Here is a 25,038-nt window from a genome sequence, read left to right on the forward strand (position 1 = left end):
CACGCGATCAGTGGCACTCAATACCAGCACGTCCGCCTGACGACCAACCATCCACGCCTCCCGCCTGCGCAAGAGAGAATACAATGCAGCCTACTTCAGTTCCAGCTGACTAGCGGTCCCCTTCTATCGACCATCCTGTCTCCCCGACCATCGATCGTCGAGTGGATCGTTTCGCCTGCTGATGGCCGTACGATCGATATGCCCCTGCCCCCCCGGTCGCGGGCTTCCATATCGATCCGGGCAGGTATCGCCCCTGTTGCATGGGCTGGCCCGACTGTTGCGGGACACCTCGGCGTGTCGATGCGTTGATGTCGGTCATTCCGGAGAAGCCGATGTCTCATTCCCCGCCCGTTCCGCCTGCCAATCAATCCCCTTATCCGCGGGTCGAACCGCCGCACGAGCATCATGACTCGCCCGTCGCTCCGTCGCCGACGGTCGACCGCGCATCGTCCGAACGTCGGATGCGGACCGGCATCGCCGCCGCCTTGGGCATTGGGGCGATCGCCGCATTGGTGGCCGGTATCGTGGCCGCCAGCCGACAGTCCCCGACGCCACCCGTCCGCAAGCGGAAGCCGAAGGGATCGGGCAAGAAGAAGCGCTGATGATCGCGGCACGGCAGCAGAGGATACCGACATGACCGAACCGACTTCGTCCCGCCCGGACGACCCCCGGGATGACGGTGCCCGGCCGCAGCCGGCCAACGCCTTCGACCGGGATACCGGCTACAGCGGACAGGGTTACCAACGTGATCGCGAAGCGGCGGAAGGTGCCGTGCGACCGAGCGGCCATCCGCTGACCGGCGACCCGGCCACGGTGACGCCACCGGCGGCCGATCCGGAGGAGCGCAACATTCCACCTGAGAATGGTCGGCGTGGCTGGATCGACCCCGCCACCGGCGAGGTCCATGGCAGCGGTAGCGGTGCCGGTGGCGGCAACCCCGGCGAGAATTTCGACGACGAAAGTCCCGCCGGCGGCTGACCGCGATCAGGCGGTGGCGTCACGCATCAGGGGTGCGTGACGATCCACCAGAACCGCGCTCGCCTGGTTCAGGCCGACCACCTCCACGGCGATGCCGTGCCGCCGCATCGCCGCCACGACCTCTTCCAGCGCGCCGACCGCCGTGACATCCCACAGATGCGCGGCGGTCAGGTCGATCCGCACGTGACGGGCATCGTCGCGAAGGTCGAACCGATCAGCGAACATCTCGGCACTGGCGAAGAACACCTGTCCCGACACGATGTAGGTCCGGGTATCGCTGTCCACGTCATGCTCGACCCGGACGGCCATCAGCCGGCTGACCTTGAACGCGAAGAACACGCCGCTCAGCAACACCCCGACCGCGACGCCCATCGACAGGTCGTGCGTCGCCACCGTCACCACCACGGTGGCGAGCATGACGATACCGGATACCCGCGGATGCCGGCGCAGATCGCGCAACGACCCCCAGGAGAAGGTGCTGATCGACACCATCACCATGATCGCCACCAGCGCCGCTACCGGCACCTGCGCGACCCATGGCCGCAGCGGCACCATCACGATCAACAGGAAGACGCCCGCCACCAGCGTCGACAGCCGGCCCCGCCCGCCATAGCGGACATTGCCGACCGTCTGCCCGATCATCCCGCACCCGGCGATGCCGCCGAACAGGCCCGCCGCGACATTGGCCAGACCCAGCCCGGTACACTCGCGCGCCTTGGGACTGGTGGTTTCGGTCAGGTCGTCGACCACCCGCGCGGTCATCATCGATTCCAGCAACCCCACCGCCGCCATCGCCAGCGCATAGGGGGCGACGATCGCCAGCGTCGCCCAGTCGAACGGGATGGCGGGCAGCGCGAAGCCGGGCAGAGCATCCGGCAACCGTCCCAGATCGGCCACCGTCCGCAGCGGCATCGGCACCCATGCGGCGATCGCGGTCAGCGCGACGATGCAGATCAGGGGCGACGGGATCGCGGTCGTCAGCCGTGGCAGCAGATAGATGATCGCCAGGCCCAGCGCGATCATCGCATGGGTATGCCACGTCACCCCCAGCATCTGCGGCACCTGCGCCGAAAAGATGAGGATCGCCAGCGCGTTGACGAAGCCGGTACGCACCGACCGCGACACGAAGCGCATCAGCATGTCGAGCCGCGCCAGCCCGAAAGCGATCTGGAAGATGCCGGCCAGCACCGTCGCCGCCAGCAGATAGGAAAGCCCGTGCGCCTGCACGAGCGCGGCGGCCACCAGCGCCACCGAGCCTGCCGCGCCGGAGATCATCGCCGGGCGCCCCCCGGCAAAGGCGATCACGATGCCGATCACGAACGAGGCGAACAGCCCCACTTCGGGATCGATGCCCGCCACGAAGGCGAAGGCGATCACCTCGGGAATCAGGGCGAAGGTGCCGACCATGCCGGCCAGCACGTCGCGCCGCGCGGCGGCGGGGCCGCTGTACCATTCGGCACGGTAACGGGAAAAGGATGATAGGGTCATGTCGATCGTCCGCAATCATCGCATCGATGCGGCGCCCACCCGGCGATCGGGCGGACGGTGTCAGGGATGCGGTCTGCGTTGTCCGGCGGATCGGCGGCCGGAATAGCCACCCGGAATTGCACCGGGTCCATGCGAATGCCGCCCGCTACCGCCGAACGCGTCGCGATGCAAGTTCGGCGGGGAACACCCCCTCGCCTCATTCGTCCACCAGACGAACCATCAAGGGACCGATATCATGACGATCTTCAACAAGGACATGGTCGACCTGGCGAGCCGCAACGAGCTTTGGCAGAAGGAAGTTTATCGCGACAGCAAGGTCCAAATCGTGCTGATGAGCATCCCGACCGGCGAGGAGATCGGGATGGAGACGCATCCCGCCGACCAGACCACCTTCATCGTCGCGGGCGATGCGCAGGTGGTGATCGACGGCCATTCGACCAAGGCCAGCCCCAACCACCTCGTCGTCGTGCCCAAGGGCTCGCAGCACAACATCATCAACAAGGGCAGCGGCGATCTGAAGCTGTTCTCCGTCTATGCCCCGCCGGCAGAACCCGAAGGCGCCGCCTTCCGGACCAAGGCGGAAGCGGAGGAAGCGGAAAAGGGCCTGCTGGCCAAGGCGGCGGACGCGGTGAAGGAGGCGATCGGGCGATGAGCAGTCACGCCACCCGCGTCGTCATTACCGGCGCATCGAGCGGGATCGGGGCCGCGACGGCGATCGCCTTCGCCCGGACCGGCGCCCGTCTGGTGCTGGGCGCGCGCGGCGAGGCCGGGTTGCAGGACATCGCCCGGCGCTGCCGCGAGGTCGGCGGCATCGCCGATATCCAGGTCGTCGACACGACCGACGCGGCGGCGGTCGCATCGTTCGCGGCATCGGCGCGCGACCTGCTGGGCGAAATCGACCTGTGGTTCAGCTGCGTCGGCGTCGGCGTGGTCGGCCGGTATCACGAGGTGCCGATCGCCGACCATGCCCGCGTGATCGACACCAATCTGCTCAGCCACATGAACGATGCCCATGCCGTGTTGCCGATCTTCCTCGCGCAGGATCGCGGGACGTGGGTCAATATGATCTCGGTCGGCGGCTTCTTCGCCACACCTTATGCCGCCGCCTATGCCGCCAGCAAGTTCGGCCTGCGCGGGTTCAGTGAGGCATTGCGCGGCGAGGTGTCGAAGCGGCCGCATATCCATGTCTGCGACGTCTATCCCACCTTCGTCGACACGCCGGGGATCGATCATGCCGGCAACTACACGGGCGCGAAGCTGTCGCTGCCACCCGGCTCGCTGGCGCCCGAAACGGTGGCGAAGGCGGTGGTGCGGCTCGCGCGGCATCCGCGCAACACGACCGTCGTCGGCGCGCCGGCGATCGCGCTGAAGGTCGGCCAGTTCGCCGCCCCCAATCTGGGCGCGGCGATGATGAACGGCTTCATGGACATATGGTCAGACCGGGCGGAGCCGGGCGAGGACACGCCGGGCACGTTGTTCGCCGCCCCCGGAACGGCGAGTGGCCCGGATGGCGGCCGGCGTCACCCGGAACACCGCCGCAAGGCGACGGTGGCGGCCGGTGCCATCACCGCGGCCGGCATCGCCGGCATCGGTGCGTGGTGGTGGCGGCAGCGGCGGTGAACCCACCCCCGGTCACGCCCGACGGCCGCTACATCGTCGTGCGTGGCCGGCTGTGGCGGCGGGCCGATCCGGCGCTGCCCGATGACGAGCGGCAGCGACTGGTCGACCGCCTGATGGACGCCCGCCGTGCCGTCGCCCGGGCGTTGCGGACGAAAGACGACGCGGCGCTGGCGGCGGCACGTGCCGCCGTCGACGACGCGAAGGTCGCGCTGGGAGAGCGTGGCCCGGTATGGTGGCACGACGGCGACCCCGACCTCAACCGCCGGATGGCGCGCAATACCGTCTATGCGGACTGGTTCGCCGCCATCGGTTGATCGGGCGACTGATCGGGTACCGTCGTACCGATCGCCGCGGCGGCGAGGCCACGCACATCGACCCGCGCCTTCAGCCGCGCGGCCAGCAACGCGGTGCCGCTTACCTTGCGCTGCACGAACAACGTCTCGACGTGCGGGACATGCCAAGTCGTGCGGTCGGCGACCAACGCGCGCGCCTCTTCGCGTACCACCGGCACGAAGGCACGGTCCCCGAAATCGAACGGGCCGGGTCGCGCCATCGCATCGTCGACGGCGGCGATGATCCGGTCGACCGCCGGCCGATGCGCCAGCGCCGCCTGCTCGCCGAGAAAGCCGTTCGCCACCGCCAGATCGCGGATACGATCGCGATCATGCACCAGCCCCGCCTCGATCAGCCCGCGATACGACGCCGCGGTCGCCGCCGGTACGCTGCGGGTCGCCCCGAAATCGAGCAGCACGAGCCGGCCGGTATCCGGTTGCCAGCGGTAATTGGCGAAGTTCGGGTCGGTCTGCATCATGCCGAACGCGAACAGTTCGCGCAGCACCAGATCGACCAGCGCGGTCATGGCGCGGTCGCGGACGTCCTGCGGTTCGTCCGCCAGCGTTTCCACCGGCCGCCCTTCCACGAAGCTCATCGCCAGGACGCGATCGGTGGTCAGCGCGGGATCGAGCGTCGGCACCAGATAGCGCGGATCGTCGCCAAGCCGTTCGCCATAGGCGCGCATCTGTTCGCCCTCGCGCCGGTAATCGGCTTCCTCGGCCAGCTGGCGTTTCGCCTCCGCCAGCAGCGGCGCGATATCCACCGTCGCGGGCAGCAGGTTCGATACGCGCAGCAGGGTCGCGACGTTGTCGACATCGGCGTCGATGCTCTCGCGCACCCCCGGATACTGCACCTTGATCGCCAAGAGACGCCCGTCGGGCAGGGTCGCGCGGTGAACCTGCCCGATCGAGGCGGCGGCGATCGGCGACGCCTCGAAATGCCTGAACCGGCGTCGCCAGTCGCGGCCCCATTCCGCCTTCAGCACGCCGTCGAGCTGCTGGGGCGGCATCCGATAGGCCTGGTTGCGCATCCGCGCCATGATGGTGGACAGTTCGGGCGGCAACAAATCCCCCGCGTCCATCGAGATCATCTGTCCCAGCTTCATCGCCGCGCCGCGCAGATGCGACAGCCGGTCGGCGATCCGCGTCGCGTTCGCCGGGGTCAGCATCATGTTGCCCATCGTCGGGCGCTCACCGGCGGCCAGCCGCCGCGCGCCCTCCGCGAGCATCCCGCCCGCCACACCGCCGGCTAGCCGGCCGAAGGTGCCGAGCCGGGCAATCCGGCCACTGGGTACGGCACGGCCGCGCGGGGCCGGGAGATTGTCGTCGTCATGATCGGGCATGACGGCACAGCGCCCGGCGACCGGCGCCGGTTCCGGCGGGTATGATGGTACGGGATGAAGGTTGACCCATCCTGGTTGCACCGGGCAGCATGACGCCGTAAGCAGCGCGGATCGTCAGGGGCAATGCCTTGGGTATGCACGCCGATCCGGTTCGCCAACCATGCCGGAATTCCTGAAAGGGAGACGGACAGCCGGGTCTAGCGGGATGACCGATGGTGCATAGCCTATGGAAATTGCTGGCGATCGTTTTCCTGATGGTCGCCGCGCCGGCATGGGCGAACGGAATTTCCCTGCGTGACGACGTCTGCACCGCGCCGACCGCATCGGATGCTACCCTCCGCGCGGTGCGCCGGGCCGATTATGTCTGCGGCGATGCGGCACCGCGGGCGGCGAAAGGCTGGCTCTGGCTGAAACTGGATACCGCGCGGCTGTCCTCGCTGCCGCCGGGCTGGCGACTGCTGGTCGATCAGACCCGTTTCGCGCGGATCGCGCTGCTGGTCGATACGGATGCGGGCGCCAGACGGACGATGCTGTCGGCCAGCGAACTGGCCGGATACGGGGCGCCGGGCGGCGTCCTGCGTTTCGAGATACCGGTGGCGGGACACGAGATCCGCGGCCTGTATCTCGGCTTCGACGGGATCGACGACCTGTCGCTGATGCGCAAGCTGCGCGCGATGACCCCGGCCCAGCAGATGGCCGATGCGACCGCGTGGCTCGTCCTGATGGGGATGTTCGCCGGTATCCTGCTGTCCGCGCTGATCTACAACGTCGTCATCCATGCGGGACAGCGATCGGCGTTCCAGCGCTGGTACCTGCTGTGGGTCATGGTCGCCTTCACCTATGGCATGACGTGGACGAACATGGCGGCGCTGCTCGACCCCGCTCTGGTCGGCCCCCTGGCGGTCCGGATCGACTATGTGCTGATCGGCTTGATGGTCGCGGCGGGCGGCAGGTTCTTCCTGACCGTGATCGAGGCGGGGATGATACCGCGTGCGCTGGCGGCAGCGATACGGTGGCTGACCATGCTCGGTGCCGCGGCCGGCGTGGCGGCAGCGGCGGACGGGGTGTTGCCGGTCATGCTCTTCGACCGGGCGTTGACCTTCATGGTCGCCACGTCGTTCGTCGTCCTGGGTGCCGGCTGGGTCACGGCGATGATGCGGGGCAGCCGGGTGGTTTGGCCGTACCTGATCGGCTGGGCGCCGGTGGTCGGCGTGTTCGTGGCGCGGTTGCTGCGCAATCTAGGTGTCATGGGACAGAGCGATGCGATCGACCGCGCCACCTTCGGCGCCTTGGCGTTCGAGGCGCTGGTGTTCTCACTCATCATCGCGAGCCGGTTCCGCCGCCTGCGACGGGAACTGTATCACGCCACCCGTCGAAGCGAGATCGAGCTGGCCGAAACCGGGGCGCTGCGCCGCGCCGCCGAAACCGATTTCCTGACCGGACTGGGCAACCGTGCCTCATACCAGCGCACGGCACAGGGGCTGGTCGAGCGGGGCGACGCGTTCTCGCTGTTTCTGATCGACATCGATCATTTGAAGCTGGTCAACGACCGGCTGGGCCATGCGGGGGGCGATGCGCTGATCGTCGCGCTCGGCGACGCGCTTCGCTCGCTGGACGCGGGCGATGGCTTTCATGTCGCCCGGATCGGCGGCGACGAATTCGCGGTGCTCATGCCCGGCGATGCGATGGCGGAGGCGCGGCTGCTCGACCGGATCGATGCGATGCAGGAACGGCCATGGCAGTTTGCGGGTGGACGGCGAACGCTGTCGGCCAGCATCGGCGTCGCCAGCTTTCCCGGCGATGCCGCCGATATCGACGCATTGTACCAGAACGCCGACATGGCGCTTTATGGCGCCAAGGAAACGGGGCGTGGCCGCCATCGACGCTACGATCCGCTGCTGCGCATCCTGCGCGATCTGCAGACCGATTTTTCCCGTGACGCGGAAAACGCGCTGGCTCGCGGCGAGTTCGTGCTGCATTTCCAGCCGATCGTCACCCTGCCGGACGGTGATTGCCAAGGGTACGAGGCGCTGCTGCGCTGGAACCATCCCGAGCATGGCCTGATGCTGCCCGATCGCTTCGCGAACCTGCTGGTGGCGGATCGGCTCGGTCTGCGGATACAGGATCATGTCCTCGACATGGCGCTCGGCTGGATGCAGCGCCGGCGCGACGTCGCCATGGTCTGCGTCAACGCCACCGCCGCGCAGCTGGGCGATCCGGGTACCGCGCGCCATATCCTCGACCGGCTCAACACCCGTGACATCGCGCCGGACAGGCTGTGCATCGAGGTGACGGAGGCGGCGATGCTCGACCGGGCCGCCGATGCGATCCTCGCCACGCTGACGACCCTGCATCAGGCGGGGGTCGTGATCGCGATCGACGATTTCGGCACCGGCCTCGCCTCGATCGTTCATCTGCGCCGGATGCCGGTCGACCGAATCAAGATCGACCGCTCGTTCATCGCCGGGCTGGACGAGGAGGGTAGCAACGCGACCGCGATCGTGCGCGCGATCGTCGCGCTGGGCGATGGCATGGGCAAGACGATCGTGGCGGAGGGGATCGAAACGGAGGCACAGGCGCGGTTGCTGGCCGACATGGGATGCCCCCTCGGCCAGGGCTTCCTGTACGGCGTGGCGACCGCGGATGGCGAGGCGGTCCGGCATCCCCCGGCCCCGCCGCACCCCGTCTAGGCGCAAGTCGCCCCACGGGATCGACAATCGGCGACGCCGCTGTACGATCTGGTCCGACAAGATCACCGCCGGGAGAGTGAACAATGGACGAGATGCAGCCGAGCCGCCGCCGGGTGCTGGCATCGGGCATCGCCGGGGCGACCGCCGCGATGGTGCGGCCGTCGACGGCGGGGGCGGCGCCGACGGGCGGGCTGCTCGCACCGCGGCCGCCGATGGGCTGGAACAGCTGGAACAGCTTCGCGACCACCATCACCGAAGCGCAGGCCCGCGAAACCGCCGCGATCATGCGCGAAAAGCTGCTGCCGTTCGGCTATGATATCTTCACTGTCGATATCCAGTGGTACGAGCCCGAGGCATCGAGCTACGAATATAACGGCAATCCGGTGCCGGCGATGGACGGTTACGGCCGGCTGATCCCCGCCCCCAACCGCTTTCCGTCGAGTGCCGACGGGTCCGGCTTCACCACGCTGGCCGCCGATGTCCACCGGATGGGGATGAAGTTCGGCATCCATCTGATGCGCGGCATCCCCCGGCTGGCGGTGAAGCGGAACCTGCCGATCCTCGGCACCCGTTACCGCGCCGCCGATATCGCCGACACGGGCAGCATCTGTTCGTGGAACCCCGACATGTACGGCGTCGACATGACGAAACCGGGCGCGCAGGCCTATTATGACAGCGTGTTCCGGCTGTACGCCGGCTGGGGCGTCGACTTCGTCAAGATGGACGATATGAGCCGCCCCTACGACGCCCACGCGCCCGAGATCGAGGGCGCCCACCATGCCATCGCCAACAGCGGCCGCCCGATGTTGCTCAGTCTGTCGCCCGGCGAGACACCGGTGATCCGGGGGGAGCATGTCCGCCGCCATGCGCAGATGTGGCGGATCAGCGACGATTTCTGGGACAATTGGGAGATGCTGGAGGCGCAGTTCACCCGGCTGGAGAACTGGAACCCGTGGCGCCGGGCGGGGGCGTGGCCGGATGCGGACATGCTGCCGCTGGGCCGGCTGGCGCTGGGCAAGCGCGATACGAAATTCACCCCCGACGAACAGCGCACGCTGATGACATTGTGGTCGATCGCGCGATCGCCGCTCATCATGGGCGGCGATCTGCGCCATCTCGATGCGCCGACCCTGGCGCTGCTGACCAATCGCGAGGTTCTTGCCGTCAATCAGGCGAGCACCGACAACCAGCCGCATTTCGTCGACGACGGCGCCCGCCTCTGGTCCGCCCGGCCGGAGGGCAGTCAGGATCGCTACCTCGCGCTGTTCAATCCGACGGACAAGCCACGGCCGGTCGGCATCCCGCTGCGCGATCTGGGCAAGGCGGGCACGGTGCGGGTACGCGATCTTTGGTCGGGGCAGGCGATCGGTGCCGCCACCGACCGCGTCGTCCGCACCATTCCCGCGCACGGCGCCGAACTGCTCCGGCTGAGCTGATCCTTCGCCTTGCCTCCCGCCCTTCAGCGGGCGGGAGGATGCAGGGCGAGGAAGACGGTGCTCCAGAGCTGGGCCGCATTGGATTCGTCGGCATCGCCGCTGGATGCGCCGAACGGTGCGACGCGGTATCGGCCGTCCGCATAGGTCCACGACCAGAGTTCCGACGTGCGGACCTCTCCCGCCGCGTCGATCGCCCGCCACAGGCGGCTGCGCAGGGCCAGCAACGCCGCGCGGGTGGCGGCGGGCAGATCGCCCCGCGCCAGTTGCCGGTCCAGCCCCGCGGCTAGGATCGCCTGCTGCCATGACCAGACCACCGTGCCGTGATAGGCGTTGGCGCCGAACCGCGCCCTTGTTTCCGCGGGAGCGTAGGCGGGATTGGCGACCAGCAGGCCGACATCCGTCATCAGCCCCGCCGGAAACGGTCGCGCGATCGCCGCCACCGAGCGGTCGAGGGCGGCCGGACCGGGGTCGGTGAACAACAGGGCGAAGCCATCGTCGGAATGGATCACCGGCACCGCCCGCCCCCGCGCATCGAGCGACAGCGCATTGAACGACAGCGGCGCCTCGCCGAGCGCCGCCAGTGCCGGGGCGTCTGGTACGCCAACCGCCCGGGCATAATCGGCGACAGCCGTTCGCGCACGCGCGTTGGGCAGCGTCAGCGCGAACAGGCCGGGCGCGCGGTCCCGCCACACCCGCGCCTGCGCCGCCGCGCGGGCGATCGCCGCCCGCTCCGCCGGGGTCCCGTATCGATCGATCAGCGGTGCGAGATCGGCGATCGCCGCCAGCGCGGCGGGCACCCAGACGGCATTCACGTCATAGGCGTAGACGCCCCTGCCCAGCCCCTCCTCGCTGTCGCGCCACTGGCCGGTAAGCCGGCCATCCTTGATCGCGACCAGCCGTTCGTAGCCCGGCGCGGTGGCGAAGGCGGCGGTCCGCTCCACCACCCAGGCGAAGTTGCGCGCCAGCAGGTCACCGCGCCGCGCGCCACCGATGCGACCGCCGAGGAATGCCGATGCACGGCCGCGTCCCCGCTCCAGCAGCCACGCCCGGACCACGGCGGGGAACATGAAATCGTCGTCGACCATCGCGTAATCGTAGATCGGCGTGGCGACGCGGCCACGGCCTTCCTTCGCGTTGCGCAGGACGGCGAACTCGCCGATATCCTCCTCATGGGCGACCTGCCCGTCGGGGGCCAACCGCACGAGCACCGCGCCCAGCCCGTCCTCGACCGCCGCCGGTTGCAGCACCGGCATCAGCAGCCGCAACGACATCAGCGTATCGCGCCCGAAATAGGTATCGAACCGCCACGATCCGGCGAGATATTTCTCCCGGTACGACAGGAATTGCAGCGCGTGGCGCGCGCGGGCATCCGTCCCCGCCGCCCCGGTCAGCAGGGCATCCTCGGCCAGCGGCGTCAGCGGCACCTCTCCCGTGGCGGCCTTGATGGTCAGGCGGATGCGGCCGGACGGCCCGGCGGAAACGCTCCGCTCGGTCATCACCGTGTCGCCCACCGCGCCGACCGACAGCCGGTAACCGGCCGCACCGTCCAGCCGGTCTCGCGCCCATGTCAGCACGGCATCGCCATACATGGGCATGGTCGACACCTCCGGCGGCGCGGTTCGCAGCAATTCGTAATCGCGAAGCACGCGGATCGACGACAGTACCCCCTGCCCGAATGTCAGCGTCCGGGCGTCGATGCTCACCGTGGCGGTGATGCCGTTCAGGCGCCGCCCCTTCGCATCGGTCGTCCGCCACGGTTCGGGCGGCCGGTCGAGCGTCCACGCCACCGGCTGCGCCGTCTTCGCGAACCACAGGGCGACGCCGCTGTTCCCCGCCGGAAAGCCGATCAGGATGCGCGGATCGGTACCCGATCGCAGCAACAGGTGCGCCGCCACCGGCCCCTGCCGCACGAAGGCGTTGATGTTGCGCCCCTCGTCGATGCGGAAGGCGAGCGGTGGCAGGGTCCGCTGCGCGGAACCGGCGGCACCCGCACCGGCCAGCAGGACGAACGCGGCGGCAAGACGGATCATGCAGGCTCCCATGATGACAGGAAGGCGGGGCGTGACCGGCACGCCCCGCCCCGGATCAGAAATCGAACCGCAGCGATGCGACCGCATTGGTGCCGTTGATCGGCCGGGCGAAGTAGAAGTTCGATCCCGTATTCTCGACGAAGCCGCCGCGCGGATTGCCCTCGGTCAGGCCGATCGCGTTGCCGATATTCTCGACACTGGCGTTGAACGTCACGCCCGGCGCGACCCGCAACAGCACCCCGGCGGAAAAGACGCTGTAGCCGGGCAGTTCCAGCGAGTTGGAGATATCCGCATAGATCTTTCCGATCCGCTTCCAGTTGCCGTAGATTTCGCCCAGATCGCCCGGCAGCACGATCGCCGGGGTGACGTTGACGTTGACCGAGGGGGTGCGTTCCGGCCGGTTCCCGTCGAAGGTGTTGACGAGCGCGACGTCGCTGGCGCTCGGCGTCTGCGACACGCCGTTCAGCGCGGCGCCGACGCGGTTCACGTTGATGTTCGAATCCTGGATCACGCCCGACGCCTGCACGCGGAACCATGATACCGGCCTGACCGTCACGTCGAACTCGCCGCCATAGACGTCGATGTTCGAGAACGCCTGCACCTCCACGCCGGTGGCATTCTGGCGGGAGAAGATGAAATCCTTGAACTTGGTGTAGAAGCCGGTCAGCGACGCCTGCAGGAATCCCGACGAATAACGGACGCCGCCCTCGGCGAATTCCAGGTCGGTCGGTGCGTTCTGCTCCTGCGCCTGGAAGCCGGTGGCATAGCGGCCATAGACCGCAAGGCGCGGCGTGATGAGGTAGTTGGCGCCGATCGTATAGGCCAGCTTGTTGAACTCGCGCCGCTGCGACGTGTAGGTGCCGGCGAAGCTGTTGCCGCCGAACTGCGCGATATAGTTGTTGGCGATGATGGTGTCGTTGTCCTGCACGATCGTGCCGTTGACGAAGGTGCCCGCCCCCGCGACCGGGGTCCGACCCACGGTGTCGCCGCCCCGCCGGTTGAACACGAAATGCTCGAACCGGACGCCGCCGTCGATGCGCAGCGCATCCCACAGCGTCAGCTGATCGGTGGCATAGCCGGAGATCGAGGTGAACTTCGCCCGGCTCGGCCCCTCGCCGAAGGTGCCGTAGTTGAGAAAGCCGTTCTCGGTCAGCGATCCGACCACCCCGCCCGCGGCGTTGAGCGCGACCACGTCGACACGCCGCGCCCGGTCCTGCACGTCGGTCAGGAAGGTCGAGGCACCGATCGCGTCGTTGTACCGGCTCGACCGCGTGAACAGGCCGCCGACCGTCAGCGAGTTGCCGGCCGTCTGCCAGGTGATGCCGGTATCGCTGTTGAACTCCTTCACCCGCGCCTTGTTGTCGCCGATCACGCTCTCCGCGATCAGGCCGTTGCCGTTCAGCGCGTTGAGCGCGGCGGTGCCCGCGACGATCTGGCCGGTATCGACGTAGCGCAGCCCGAGCGAGCCGGCGCCGCGCGGCGCGAAGGTCTGCAGCGCCAGCACGCTGGTCGCATTGGGGTTGGCGCCGACCGTGTTGAGCCGTTCCGACGCCAGTTGCAGCGCCGAATTGTCATAGGAGAAGATCGAATTGAAGTTCGTCTTGAACCGCGTGTACCGGCCCCGCGCGAAGAAATTCACCTCCTCGCCGAAATCCTGCGTCAGGTCGTAGCCATAGGCCTGCGCGCGGGTGTGCACGCCGTCCTCCAGATCGATGTCCTCGAACGAGCGCCCGGTGGTGGGCGAGGTACGGGTGCGGATCAGCGAGAAATCGCGGCTCTGCAACAGGCCGTGCGTCGCCGACAGGCCGGGGATCGACTGCGGATCGCCGACACCGGTCACCGGGATCGGCACGTAGAAGGTGTTGTGGTCGTCCACCACCTTGGCCGACAGCGTCAGCTTGCCGGTGTTCCATCGCTGCGCCACCGCGCCGCGGAAGATGAAGCCGTGATTGGCGTCATAGCCCGGATCGCGGATGCCCTCGTCCCGGCGGTAGAAACCGCCCAGCGAGATCGCGGTGTTCTCGCCGATCGGCCGCGTCATGAACGCATCGACCCGCGCGGTGGCGAAGGACGAGGTGGTCAGCTGGAACGTGCCGCCCGCCTTGTCGAAATCGGGCTTGCGGGTGATGAAGTTGATCGTCGCGCCCGCGCCGTTGACGGTCAGGATGCCCGACGAGCCGGAGCGCACCGCCTCCAGCCGGTCGATCGACACCTCTTGCTTCAGCAGCGTGTCCGACAGCGCGTTGATGTAGAAGATCGGCAGGCCGTCTTCCTGCAACTGCACGAACTGCTGCCCGCCCCCGGCGAGACCCCGGACCGAGAAGTTGTTCGACACCTCGCCGCCCGAACCCTCGACATAGATGCCCGGGATCAGTTCCAGCGCCTGCGCGGTCGATCGCGGCGCCTTGCGATCGAGATCCTCGCGGGTGGCGACGGTGATCGCGGACGAGGAGGTCAGCACCGTCGCGCCGCGGGCGCGGGTGCCAGTGACGATGATCTCGTCCAGTTCGTTGTTGGCCTGTTCGGTCGGCGCCTCGCCCGGCTGGTTGACGTTGTCCGTCTGCGGGGCGGCGGGGTTCGCGGCAGGATCGGCCGCCTGCCCCTGCTGCGGCCTGACCGCGAGCGACAGGGGGCGGACCGGCATGGAGCCGGCGGCGAGCACGGCGGTGCGCCCGTCGAACGACACGACCCGCAGCCCCGCCATCGCGGTCAGCCGGCGCAGGCCATCGGCGATCCGCATCGTGCCCCGCAGGTCCGCCGTCCGCCGGCCCCGGGTCGCCGCCTCCGGCGCGATGATCTGGATGCCGGCCTGGCGCGCGAACGCGACGATGCCGGTGGCGGCCGGCTGCGCCGCCACGTCGAAGCTGCGAGACTGGGCATAGGCGGCGGCGGGACTGGCGGTGACCATCGCGACGATGGAGGCCGTGACGAGCGAGGCTTGAAGGCGCATGATTTCGTTCTCCCCAATGATCGGGCACGTCTTCGGCGTGCCTTGCGATCAGGAGATACGCGGCGATGGTTTTTCCGTCGCGATCCGGCCCGATTTATTCGACGATGCGGATCGCATCCCCGTCGCGCTCGATCCGGGCGCCCGTCATCGTCGCGGCGGAGCGGGCGAAGCCCTCCACGTCGTCGGTGCGGAACCAGCCGACGATACGCCGTTCGGCCAGCGGTGCCTCCACCGCCAGCTGGCGCGTGTTGTAGCGGTTGAACTCGGCGGCGGCGTCGCCCAGCGTCATCCCCTCCAGCACGATCTCGCCCCGCCGCCAGGCCAGCGCATCGGCCACGCCACCGTCGGTCACCGCCGCGCGGCCGACGCCCGCCTGTTCCGGCACGGACGCCCGTCGCCCGGCATCGACGAACAGGAACCGGGCGGGATCGGCGGTCGACCACACCCGGACGCGGCCCGCCGTCACCAGCACCTCCGCCAGCCCGGCGCGACGACGGACGGCAAAGGCGGTGCCCACCGCCTCGACCCGTATCGCCCCGGCCACGACCACGAACGGCCGCCGACGGTTGTGGGCGACATCGAACCACGCCTCGCCCCGGTCGAGCATCACCTGACGGTGCGCCGGGGTGTAGGCGATGCGCGACCGGGTGTCGGTGTTGAGCAGCATCGTCGACCCGTCGGCCAGTCGTGCCCGGCGCTGTTCGCCATGCGCGGTCGCCACCGCCTGATCGCGCTCGCCGTCCAGCCACCACGCGGTGCCTGCCGTGGCAATCGCGGCCAGCCCGGCGGCGGCCAGCCATCGTCGCCGCGCCGGGCTGGCCGGCGCATCGTCCGCGATCACCGCCGGCACCGCCACCACGTCGAGCGCGGCCCATGCCGCCTGTGCCCGGATCAGCGCACCGTGTCGCCGCGGGTCCTCCGCCAGCCACGCGTCGAGCGCCGCCTGCATGGCGTCATCGCGCGGCGCCCCTTCCAGCCGCACCGCCCACATCGCGGCGGCATCCATGGTTGTATCCGTCGCCATGTCAGCGGGGGGTGCCAGGACGGCGGGCAGGATCGACCCTGCCGTTGCCGGTGCCGGCGGGTCGGGTCCGGGCGGGACGAAGCGGCAATTCGTCGCGCTCGCCGTCGCTGAGACCGGCCAGCAACGCCCGCAGCCCGCGCGACAGATCGTTCTCCACCACCGCCTCGCTCACCCCCAGCCGCTCGGCGATCTGCCGCTGCGACAGGCCGTCCAGCTTGCGCAGCCGGATCGCGGTGCGGGCCCGTTCCGGCAACCCGGCGAGCAGCACGTCGACATGGGCGAGCAGCCAGCGACCGCCCACGATCCGGTCGGGCGACAGTTCGTCCGCCGCCAGCACCCCCTCCAGATCGGCGGCGGACCCCGCCGCCTCGATCCGCACGACGCGGGCGCGCCGCAATTCGGCCAGCACGACGTTGCGCGCGGTCTGGAACACGTACCGGCGCGGGTCGTCGATCCGGTCGAAATCGGTCATGCCCGCGATCCGGCAATAGGTTTCCTGCACCACGTCATCGACATCGCATCCCGGAAAGGCACGACGAAGCCACCGTCGCAGACCGGGTTCGGCCGGCAACACATGCCGCGCCACCCACGCCACCAGGCTGGTCATCGTCGCCATCGCATCCCCTGTCTCCCATGCCTTGATGCATGGCGCCAGCGGTTCCGTCCGGCGTCCTATCCGTCGGCCATCGCGTCCATCGCCACCGGCCGTGTCGCAGCGGGCAGGCGCAGCGTCAGCCGGTCCTGGTCGATCGTCAGTTCGCCGCCCAGTTCCGCGGCCAGATTGCGCGCCAGCCGCAGCGTGAAGCCGATGCCCAGCAATGGCGCGCCCTCGCCGCCGTCATCTGCCAGCGCGTCGGCTACGCCGTCCAGCGTGAACAGCGGTTCGCCCGGCATGGTGGCGATCGCGCGCGGCCGGGTGCTGGTCACCACCACGTGCCGACCGGCGGTGTGGACCGCCACGTCGATCCGCTCCCCCGCCTCGGCCGCCGCGATCAGGGCGGCGAGCAACCGGTTGACCAGCCGGTCCGCCGCGCGGTCGTCCACCACCGCCACCGCGTCGCCCGATGCGGCCAGTTCCACGCCCCGCGCCCGTGCCAGCGGCGTCAGGTCGGTCACCGCCCGGCCGATCAGCGCGCCCAGCGGCACCTCCGCCGGGCGCAGGTCGAGCGCCCCGCCCTCGATCCGTGCCGCCACGTCGAGATCGTCGATCGCCGCGAGCAGGCTGGCGGCCTGCACCCGGATCACATGCGCCCGCTCGCGATACGGATCGGAGACGGGGCCCAGCAACTGGGTTTCGATCAGTTCGGCAAAGCCCATCACCGCATTGGCGGGGGTACGCAGTTCGTGGACCAACTGGCGCAGGCCATCCGACATCGCCGCCCGTGTGCCGGTGGCGGGCGCCGGTTCGCGGGCGGCAGGTCGCTGGCCGGTGCCGGCATAGCCGATGAAGCGCCCCGTCGCCGGATCGAAGCGCGGCACGGCGCCGATCCGCCACGATCCCGCCGCATTGGACAGCCCCTCCACCTCCAGCCGGATATCGGCGAAGCGGGCGCGACGGCGAAGCGCCGCCGCCGCTCCGGCATCGATCCGCACCAGCCCCTGCGGCCCCGGCATCGCCAGCGACGCACCCACCAGCGCAGCACGGCCGACCCCGTCGACCCACCGGATCGTGCCCGCGGGATCGGTCACGAACCGGAACCCGCCGGTGGTGGCGGGCGGCGGATCGCGGAACCGCTCGCTCCAGCCGTGGCGATAGGCGTCGATCCGGGCGATCAGGTCGGCGATCGGAAACGTGATGCCGACTGGGCCGGCGAATCGGGGGGCATCCCCGAATGGTGCCGCCGTGGCCGGTTGGGGTGGGGGGCAGGCCGCACCGTCATCGGCATCGGCATCGACCGCCACCGGCGGATCGGTTGCCGTGATCGGCGCGGCGATCGCCCGGTCAACGCTGCCCAGGCTATCGAGACCCCGCCGCACCACCGCCGGCAGGTCGTTGCGCCGCCGCAATATCCCACGGCTTGCCGGCCCCAGTCGCGGCAACAGCCCCAGCCAGCCGGTCGCCGCCAGTCGCACCCCGCCCAGGACGGGTTCCGCCACCGCAGGCTCGTCCTCGCCGAATAACCCGACCAGCGGGGCGGACGGCCATGCCCCCGCCAGCCCGCGCCCGGACGACATCCGCACCGCCATCGGCACCTGCCCGCGCAGATCGCGCAGCCGCCCGATCAGCGCCGCCTCGTCGGCAAAGCGTTCACGCCCCATCAGGTCGACGAGCTGCCGCCACGTCGCCTGCGCGCCCAGCCCGGGCGTCTGCCCGGCTGCCAGCACCGTATCGAGGCGGTCGTCGAAGCGCACGCGAATAGCTCCCATCGGCCCCGCATGGGATACGGGGTCGCAACGATGCCTTAATGGACCCGGAACGGGCTCGATACCGGCTTTCTGCGATCGTCACTCTATGGGACAATTGCCTTATCCGGCAATTATCTTATGTGCCGACCCCCTAGGCTGAACGGTCATATCTCCAGGAGATGGAACACGATGGCGATCGATCGAATCGACCGGCAGATCCTGTCCTTGTTGCAGGACGACGGACGGATGACGAATGTCGATCTGGCCGAACGGGTCGGGCTGACCGCTCCACCCTGTCTGCGCCGTGTCCGGGCGCTGGAGGAAGCGGGGGCGATTCGCGGCTATCATGCCGATCTGGACGCCGCGCGCCTCGGCTATCCGATCACGGTCTTCGCGATGGTGTCGCTGCGCAGCCAAGCCGAGCGCGATCTCGCCGCGTTCGAGGACCATGTCGCCGCGATTCCCGAAATCCGCGAATGCCACATGCTGAACGGCGAGATCGACTTCATCCTCAAGATCGTGGCGTCCGACCTCAAGAGCTTTCAGGAAATCCTGACGACGCACCTGACGCCGGCACCCAATGTCGCCAGCGTGAAGACGTCGCTGACGATCCGGACCGCCAAGGCGGTATCCGGCATCCCGGTCCGCCTCGAATAGAAAACCCCTCCCCCGTCGCCAGGGGAGGGGTCGCCTTCTTATGCGGTCGGTGCCGCCAGATAGGCGTTCCACAGGCCGGCAATCCCGGCGCGCGGCGTGCCCTTCACGGCATCGAACGCCGCCTTGGCGCCGGCCTTGTCGCCCGACTTCGCCAGCGCGATGCCAAGGTGCGTGTTGACCTCGTCCGCGTCGACGCCGCCCTTTTGCAGCGCGACGCGATAGAGCGCGGCCGCCTCGGTGTAGTTGTCCTGACCCAGATAGGCGTCGGCGGTGCCGGCGGCGAGCTTGCCGGTCGCCGCGGCGTTGGCCTTCGTCTTCAGCGGCGCCAGCGATCCCTCGGCGGCGACCTGACGCGTGGCCTCGGTCACCATCGTCTTGGCCAGCGTGTTGGATGCCGGGATCTTGCCGGCAGCCTGACCTTCCTTGATGACCGCCAGTGCCTCGGCCGGCAGGCCGCGGCGCTGCACGTCGTCGGCATATTCCAGATAATCGTTCTGGTCGGCCAGCGCCTTGTTCTGGCGGAGCAGGCGGAACAGGTCGATCTTCTGCGCATCGTCCAGCTTGGCCATCGAGTTGCTCGACAGGCCATAGGTCACCACCACGTCGCGCCAGTTCTTGGGCGTGGGATAGGCGGAGACATAGGATTGCAGCCACGTCATCGTCGTCGGCAGCTTCGCCTGGTTGGAACGCGCGATGCCATAGCGATAGATGTCCTCGGGCGCCTTCTGGCCGCTCGCGTTCATCTGCTGCACCGCAGCCTGCAGGTCGGTCAGGCCACCCGCCACGTCGCCGCCGCCGACCTTCGCCTGTGCGGTCTGCACGACGAGGTTGGGGTCGGAATAGCCCAACTGCTTGGCCTGCTCGAAGAACTGGACCGCGACCGGGAACTGCTTGCCGTTATAGGCCAGCAGGCCGCGCTGATAGGCCAGCTTGCCCTTCTCGGCGACGGGCGTGTTCGGGCTGGCCATCAATGCCTCGATCGGCTTGGCCAGCACCGTCTCGTCGACCGGCGCGTTCGGGTTGGCGGTGCGTGCGGCCTGGATCTTGATCTGCTCCAGATTGTACCGCATCGCCGCCGCGAAATACTTCTCGTCGTCCGACTTGGCGACGGTTTCCAGCTGCACGATCGCCGGTTCGGCGGTGGCGGCGTCCTTGGCGGCGAGCGCGGTCTGCGCCGTCTGCGCGGCCTTCAGCGCCTCCGGGCTCATCTTGGGGCCGGGCTTCTCGTCCTTCTTCTTCTGGGCGAAGGCGGGTGGGGTCAGGACGACCCCGGTCGCACCGGTGGTCAGCGCCAGCGCGATGGCAAGCTTCGAAATCGTCTTCATGGTCGTGGAATTCTCCTGTTGCCCGGTGGCATCGACATGTCGGGTGGCATCTACCGCCGCAGCCTGCCGCCATCAAGCGAGCCCGGGCGTTATGGTTCCATGTCGCCGCCGCGCTGAACCGCGATTGAACCGCCCCGCCGCCCACGCTACCCGGCGCGGACCATGATTGCCGTGATCTCCCCCGCCAAGACGCTGGATTATGACAGCGCCCTGCCCCCGCTCGATCCCACCGAGCCGCGCCTCGCGGACGACGCGGCGACGCTGGCGAGGACCGCCGCGCGGCTGGGGCCAAAGAAGCTGGGCGAACTGATGAAGATATCGCCCGCGCTGGCGACGCTCAACGCGCAACGCTTCCGCGATTTCGCCGACGCCCCCGCCCGCCCCGCGATGTTCGCGTTCGCCGGCGACGTCTATACCGGGCTGGACGCCGCCACGCTGGAGGCACCGGCGATCGCCTTTGCGCAGGACCATCTGCGGATGCTGTCGGGCCTGTACGGCCTGCTCCGCCCGCTCGATGCGATGCGGCCCTACCGGCTGGAGATGGGCACGCGCTGGGCGCCGCGTAAGGATCGCCTGACCGACTGGTGGCAGGGCCGCATCGCCGACCTGCTCGCCGGCGACGTGGCGGCGGAGGGATCGGGCACGATCCTGAACCTGGCCAGCAACGAATATTGGGCGGTGGTCGGCGGGCGGCTGCCCGCCGGCGTCCGCACCGTCGCGGTCGATTTCCGCGATGGCGGCCGCTTCGTCAGCTTCCATGCCAAGAAGGCACGCGGCATGATGGCGCGCTGGCTGGTCGAACACCGGGTGGAGAAGATAGAGGACATGAAGGCATTCAACAGTGACGGCTATGCCTTCATGGCCGCCGACAGTGACGACCTACGCTGGACCTTCGCGCGATGAAGCCGGCGATCGTCATCGGCGCGTCGGGCGGCATCGGTGCCGCGCTAGTGCAGGCGCTGGCGGAGGAGGACGTGCCGGTGCGCGGCCTCGCCCGCTCCTTTGCCGGGCGCGACCATCTCGACCTGACCGACGAGGCGAGCATCGCCGCCGCCGCTGCCGGCCTCACCACCGCGCCCGATCTGGTCGTGCTGACCACCGGGCTGCTGCACGAGGGCGAGCGTGGTCCCGAAAAGAGCATGGCCGCGCTCGATGCCGACTGGCTGATGCGCCAATATGCGATCAACGCGATCGGCCCCGCGCTCGTCGCCAAGCATTTCCTGCCGCTGATGCCGCGCACCGGGCGCTGCGTGTTCGCGGTGCTGTCGGCGCGCGTCGGCTCGATCGGCGACAACAAGCTGGGCGGCTGGTACGGCTATCGTGCCGCGAAGGCCGCCCTGAACCAGCTGATCCGCACCCTCGCGATCGAGGAACGCCGCCGCAACGATCGGGCGATCGTCGTCGGTCTTCACCCCGGCACCGTCGATACCGGCCTGTCCCGGCCGTTCCAGGCGAATGTCCGCGCCGACCAGCTGTTCACCGCCGATCGCGCCGCGGTGCAGCTGCTCGACGTGATCGAGGGGCTGAAGGCGCCCGACAGCGGCCGGCTGTTCGATTGGGAAGGCAAGGAAATCACGCCCTGACGAAAAGCGGCGCACGCGTGACTTTGCCCGCCACAGGGCATAGAGGGCAAGTCACACCCCTGTAACGAACCGGAAAGCTGACCTTGGCCGACGACACCGTCCTCGCCGAACCTTCTGACATTTCGACGATCTCGATCGTCGACGAGATGAAGTCGAGCTATCTCGACTATGCGATGAGCGTCATCGTCGCCCGCGCGCTGCCCGACGTGCGCGACGGGTTGAAGCCGGTGCATCGCCGCATCCTGTATTCGGCCTATGAAAGCGGCTTCGTCGCGGGCAAGGCGTATCGCAAGTCCGCGCGCATCGTCGGTGACGTGATGGGTAAATACCATCCGCACGGCGACAGCGCGATCTACGACGCGCTCGCCCGGATGGCGCAGGACTGGTCGATGCGGGTGCCGCTGATCGACGGCCAGGGCAATTTTGGCTCGATGGACCCCGATCCCCCCGCCGCGATGCGCTACACCGAAGCGCGGCTGGCGAAGGTCGCCAACTCGCTGCTCGACGGGCTCGACAAGGATACGGTCGACTTCACGCCCAACTATGACGGGTCGGAACGCGAGCCGTCGGTGCTGCCCGCGCAGTTCCCCAACCTGCTGGTCAACGGCGCCGGCGGCATCGCGGTCGGCATGGCCACCAACATCCCGCCGCACAATCTGGGCGAGGTGATCGACGCCTGTTTCGCCTATCTCGACAATGGCGCGATCACGTCGGAAGAACTGACCGAGATCGTTCCCGGTCCCGATTTCCCGACCGGCGCGATCATCCTCGGCCGGGCCGGCGCCCGGTCGGCCTACAGCACGGGTCGCGGCTCGATCATCGTCCGCTCGCGCCACAGGATCGAAACCGGTCGTGGCGATCGCCAGTCGATCATCCTGACCGAGATCCCGTTCCAGCAGGGCAAGAACGCGCTGGTCGAGAAGATCGCCGACGCCGCCAAGGAAAAGCGGATCGAAGGCATCAGCGACATCCGCGACGAATCGAACCGCGAAGGCGTCCGCATCGTCATCGAGCTGAAGCGCGATGCGACCGCGGACGTGGTGCTGAACCAGTTGTGGCGGCACACCCCGGCACAGGGGTCGTTCCCCGCCAACATGCTGGCGATCCGGGGCGGCCGCCCCGAACTGCTCAACCTGCGCGACATCATCCAGGCGTTCATCCAGTTCCGCGAGCAGGTCATCACCCGCCGCTCGAAGTTCGAGCTGAACAAGGCGCGTGAGCGCGCGCACCTGTTGCTCGGCCTGGTCATCGCGGTCACCAACCTCGACGAGGTGGTGAAGATCATCCGCGGGTCGGCCAGCCCGGTGGCGGCGCGGATGGCGCTGCTGACCCGCGAATGGCCCGTTGCCGAGATCGCGCCCTATCTGGCGTTGGTCGAGGCGGTCGAGAACACCGGCGACAGCGACGTCTATCGCCTGTCCGATGCGCAGGTCCGCGCGATCCTCGACCTGCGGCTCCACCGCCTCACCGCGCTCGGCCGCGACGAGATCGGCGACGAGCTGAAGACGCTGGCCGAATCGATCACCGACCTGCTCGACATCCTCGCCGACCGCGTGAAGCTGTACGAGGTGATGCGCGGCGAGCTGAAGGCGATCCGCGACCAGTTCGCGACGCCCCGCCGCACCGAGATCGTCAACTTCGCCGGCGGGATCGAGGACGAGGACCTGATCGAGCGCGAGGACATGGTCGTCACCGTGACCATGGAAGGCTATATCAAGCGCACCCCGCTCGATACCTTCCGTGCGCAACGCCGCGGCGGCAAGGGCCGCGCCGGCATGACGACGAAGGACGAGGATGCGATCACCAGCCTGTTCGTCACCTCGACGCACACGCCGGTCCTGTTCTTCTCGACGCACGGCAAGGTCTATCGCCTGAAGGTCTGGCGCCTGCCGGAGGGCGGCCCCGCCACCCGCGGCCGGCCGATGGTGAACCTGCTGCCGCTGGCGGCGGGCGAGACGATCTCGACCGTGCTGCCGCTGCCCGAGGACGAGGCGAAATGGGGCGACCTGCACGTCATGTTCGCCACCGCCAAGGGATCGGTGCGCCGCAACTCGATGGATTCGTTCGCGAACATCCGCACCTCGGGCAAGATCGCGATGAAGTTCGAGGAGGGGTCCGACGATCGCCTCGTCGGCGTGTCGCTGTTGACCGAAACCGACGACGTGCTGCTGGCGACCCGGATGGGCCGGGCGATCCGCTTCTCGGCGACCGACGTGCGCGAATTCCAGAGCCGCGATTCGACCGGCGTGCGCGGCGCGCGGCTGGCGGACGGCGACGAGATCATCTCGCTGTCGGTCCTGCGCGGCACCCCCTTCACCGTCGAGCAGCGCGAGGCGTATCTGAAGGCGGCGCCGTGGAAGGAAGGCGAGCGCGAACGCACGCTGGACGAGGCGACGATGCACGAGATGGAGGCGGCGGAGGAATTCATCCTCACCGTCACCGCCAACGGCTATGGCAAGCGCACCTCCGCCTATGAATATCGCCGCACCAATCGCGGCGGTCAGGGCATCACCAACATCGTCTCGTCCGATCGCAACGGCCCCGTCGTCGCCAGCTTCCCCGCCCATTCGGGCGAGCAGCTGATGCTCGTCACCGATCAGGCGAAGCTGATTCGCCTGTCGGTCGGCGACACCCGCGTCACCGGCCGCAACACGCAGGGCGTCACGCTGTTCAGCGTTGCCAAGGGCGAACACGTCGTCTCCGCCGCGCGCATCGACGAGGAGGAAAACCCCGAGAACGATGCCGAGGCGATCGTCGCCGCCGAGATCACCGAAGCCCCGCCCCTCGCGGCGCAGGACCAGTTGACCCTCGACGACGGCACCGGCCCGCAGACGATGAACGAAGACCTCGACACCGATGGGGACGATGCATGACCGATCGTCCCCAGACCGCGTACAAGGTGCTGACCGCCGACCAGATGGCAACGCTGGAACGCGACGGCAGTTTCGCCGGCGCGCCAGTCGATCTGGCCGATGGCTATGTCCACCTGTCGACCGCGACCCAGCTCACCGAAACGGTCGACAAGCACTTCGCCGGGCAGACGGATCTGCACGTCGCCGCGGTGGATCTGGGCAGTTTCGGCGGATCGCTGAAATGGGAGGAAAGCCGGGGCGGCCAGCTCTTCCCGCACCTCTACGGCCCGCTATTGCTGGAAACGGTGATCGCCTACGGCCCGTTGGAGCGGGACGAGGACGGTACGGTGAAGCTCCCCGTCGCGGGGTAACGCCACATCCATC

The 25,038-nt window shown here is 68.8% G+C and carries 20 protein-coding genes and 1 other annotated feature; of the genes, 12 read left to right on the top strand and 8 right to left on the bottom strand.

Features of this window, described 5'->3' with window-relative positions; all coding sequences use genetic code 11:
• The first annotated feature begins 461 nt into the window (after window positions 1-461).
• Together IFT82_RS16520 and IFT82_RS16525 are read left to right on the top strand one after the other, a co-directional pair.
• Window positions 462-602, top strand: coding sequence for a hypothetical protein (locus IFT82_RS16520; RefSeq protein WP_192128864.1), 141 nt, complete (start codon window positions 462-464; stop codon window positions 600-602).
• 31 nt (window positions 603-633) lie between these two features.
• Entirely contained in the window at window positions 634-978 is a 345-nt protein-coding gene (locus IFT82_RS16525) for a hypothetical protein (RefSeq protein WP_192128866.1), read from the top strand.
• Between the two features lie 6 nt (window positions 979-984).
• Here IFT82_RS16525 and IFT82_RS16530 read toward each other — a convergent pair whose 3' ends face one another.
• The gene (locus IFT82_RS16530; RefSeq protein ID WP_192128869.1) at window positions 985-2,466 is read right to left on the bottom strand and encodes a SulP family inorganic anion transporter; all 1,482 of its coding nucleotides are present in this window, start codon (window positions 2,464-2,466) and stop codon (window positions 985-987) included.
• Window positions 2,467-2,542: 76 nt separating this feature from the next.
• Window positions 2,543-2,598: a sequence feature (sul1 is cis-regulatory element that is thought to sense ions involved in sulfur or methionine metabolism; They are found in Alphaproteobacteria), on the bottom strand.
• 103 nt (window positions 2,599-2,701) lie between these two features.
• On the opposite strand from IFT82_RS16530, the gene IFT82_RS16535 reads away from it, so the two are divergent.
• The 3 genes from IFT82_RS16535 to IFT82_RS16545 are packed head-to-tail and all read left to right on the top strand — an operon-like array spanning window position 2,702 to window position 4,400.
• Window positions 2,702-3,118 (top strand): cupin domain-containing protein, encoded by a 417-nt coding sequence (locus IFT82_RS16535; RefSeq protein ID WP_192128871.1) that lies wholly within the window; start codon window positions 2,702-2,704, stop codon window positions 3,116-3,118.
• The gene (locus IFT82_RS16540; RefSeq protein WP_192128872.1) at window positions 3,115-4,086 is read left to right on the top strand and encodes an SDR family oxidoreductase; all 972 of its coding nucleotides are present in this window, start codon (window positions 3,115-3,117) and stop codon (window positions 4,084-4,086) included. The genes IFT82_RS16535 and IFT82_RS16540 overlap by 4 nt, the downstream gene beginning before the upstream one ends.
• Window positions 4,083-4,400 carry a hypothetical protein gene (locus IFT82_RS16545; RefSeq protein ID WP_192128874.1) on the top strand — a complete coding sequence of 106 codons (318 nt, stop codon included), beginning with the start codon at window positions 4,083-4,085 and terminating at the stop codon, window positions 4,398-4,400. Before IFT82_RS16540 ends, IFT82_RS16545 begins: the two co-directional genes overlap by 4 nt.
• Here IFT82_RS16545 and IFT82_RS16550 read toward each other — a convergent pair.
• The gene (locus IFT82_RS16550; RefSeq protein ID WP_192128876.1) at window positions 4,370-5,761 is read right to left on the bottom strand and encodes an ABC1 kinase family protein; all 1,392 of its coding nucleotides are present in this window, start codon (window positions 5,759-5,761) and stop codon (window positions 4,370-4,372) included. The two genes, IFT82_RS16545 and IFT82_RS16550, sit on opposite strands and share 31 nt — an antisense overlap.
• A gap of 212 nt (window positions 5,762-5,973) precedes the next feature.
• Between IFT82_RS16550 and IFT82_RS16555 the strand changes: the two genes are divergently transcribed.
• The gene (locus IFT82_RS16555) at window positions 5,974-8,451 is read left to right on the top strand and encodes a putative bifunctional diguanylate cyclase/phosphodiesterase (protein WP_192128878.1); all 2,478 of its coding nucleotides are present in this window, start codon (window positions 5,974-5,976) and stop codon (window positions 8,449-8,451) included.
• Between the two features lie 83 nt (window positions 8,452-8,534).
• Window positions 8,535-9,887 carry a glycoside hydrolase family 27 protein gene (locus tag IFT82_RS16560; protein WP_192128880.1) on the top strand — a complete coding sequence of 451 codons (1,353 nt, stop codon included), beginning with the start codon at window positions 8,535-8,537 and terminating at the stop codon, window positions 9,885-9,887.
• A 23-nt stretch (window positions 9,888-9,910) separates the two neighbouring features.
• Here IFT82_RS16560 and IFT82_RS16565 read toward each other — a convergent pair whose 3' ends face one another.
• The 5 genes from IFT82_RS16565 to IFT82_RS16585 all read right to left on the bottom strand — a co-directional run bounded on the left by IFT82_RS16565 (window position 9,911) and on the right by IFT82_RS16585 (window position 18,243).
• Window positions 9,911-11,917 (bottom strand): hypothetical protein, encoded by a 2,007-nt coding sequence (locus IFT82_RS16565; protein ID WP_192128882.1) that lies wholly within the window; start codon window positions 11,915-11,917, stop codon window positions 9,911-9,913.
• Between the two features lie 55 nt (window positions 11,918-11,972).
• Window positions 11,973-14,867 (bottom strand): TonB-dependent siderophore receptor, encoded by a 2,895-nt coding sequence (locus IFT82_RS16570; RefSeq protein WP_192128884.1) that lies wholly within the window; start codon window positions 14,865-14,867, stop codon window positions 11,973-11,975.
• A 94-nt stretch (window positions 14,868-14,961) separates the two neighbouring features.
• On the bottom strand, window positions 14,962-15,891 hold the full coding sequence (locus tag IFT82_RS16575; RefSeq protein WP_207105818.1) for a FecR family protein: 930 nt from the start codon (window positions 15,889-15,891) through the stop codon (window positions 14,962-14,964).
• A 1-nt stretch (window position 15,892) separates the two neighbouring features.
• Window positions 15,893-16,507 carry an RNA polymerase sigma factor gene (locus tag IFT82_RS16580; RefSeq protein ID WP_244646868.1) on the bottom strand — a complete coding sequence of 205 codons (615 nt, stop codon included), beginning with the start codon at window positions 16,505-16,507 and terminating at the stop codon, window positions 15,893-15,895.
• Window positions 16,508-16,563: 56 nt separating this feature from the next.
• On the bottom strand, window positions 16,564-18,243 hold the full coding sequence (locus IFT82_RS16585; RefSeq protein ID WP_342355139.1) for a sensor histidine kinase: 1,680 nt from the start codon (window positions 18,241-18,243) through the stop codon (window positions 16,564-16,566).
• A gap of 183 nt (window positions 18,244-18,426) precedes the next feature.
• Between IFT82_RS16585 and IFT82_RS16590 the strand changes: the two genes are divergently transcribed.
• A complete protein-coding gene (locus tag IFT82_RS16590) occupies window positions 18,427-18,894 on the top strand; it encodes an Lrp/AsnC family transcriptional regulator (RefSeq protein WP_192128890.1) in 468 nt (155 codons plus the stop codon).
• Window positions 18,895-18,932: 38 nt separating this feature from the next.
• On the opposite strand, the gene IFT82_RS16595 is transcribed toward IFT82_RS16590, so the two are convergent.
• Entirely contained in the window at window positions 18,933-20,219 is a 1,287-nt protein-coding gene (locus IFT82_RS16595; RefSeq protein ID WP_192128892.1) for a hypothetical protein, read from the bottom strand.
• Between the two features lie 162 nt (window positions 20,220-20,381).
• Here IFT82_RS16595 and IFT82_RS16600 point away from each other — a divergent pair, with 162 nt between their 5' ends.
• From IFT82_RS16600 to IFT82_RS16615, 4 genes are all read left to right on the top strand, one after another.
• The gene (locus tag IFT82_RS16600; RefSeq protein WP_192128893.1) at window positions 20,382-21,122 is read left to right on the top strand and encodes a YaaA family protein; all 741 of its coding nucleotides are present in this window, start codon (window positions 20,382-20,384) and stop codon (window positions 21,120-21,122) included.
• Entirely contained in the window at window positions 21,119-21,802 is a 684-nt protein-coding gene (locus tag IFT82_RS16605) for an SDR family NAD(P)-dependent oxidoreductase (RefSeq protein WP_192128895.1), read from the top strand. Before IFT82_RS16600 ends, IFT82_RS16605 begins: the two co-directional genes overlap by 4 nt.
• Window positions 21,803-21,885: 83 nt before the next feature.
• Window positions 21,886-24,675, top strand: a complete 2,790-nt coding sequence (gene gyrA, locus IFT82_RS16610; protein ID WP_192128897.1) for a DNA gyrase subunit A — start codon at window positions 21,886-21,888, stop codon at window positions 24,673-24,675.
• Window positions 24,672-25,025 (top strand): DUF952 domain-containing protein, encoded by a 354-nt coding sequence (locus IFT82_RS16615; protein ID WP_192128899.1) that lies wholly within the window; start codon window positions 24,672-24,674, stop codon window positions 25,023-25,025. The genes gyrA and IFT82_RS16615 overlap by 4 nt, the downstream gene beginning before the upstream one ends.
• Window positions 25,026-25,038: the final 13 nt, after the last annotated feature.

It is taken from the genome of Sphingomonas sp. CFBP 8760 (assembly GCF_014841615.1).
GTDB lineage: Bacteria > Pseudomonadota > Alphaproteobacteria > Sphingomonadales > Sphingomonadaceae > Sphingomonas.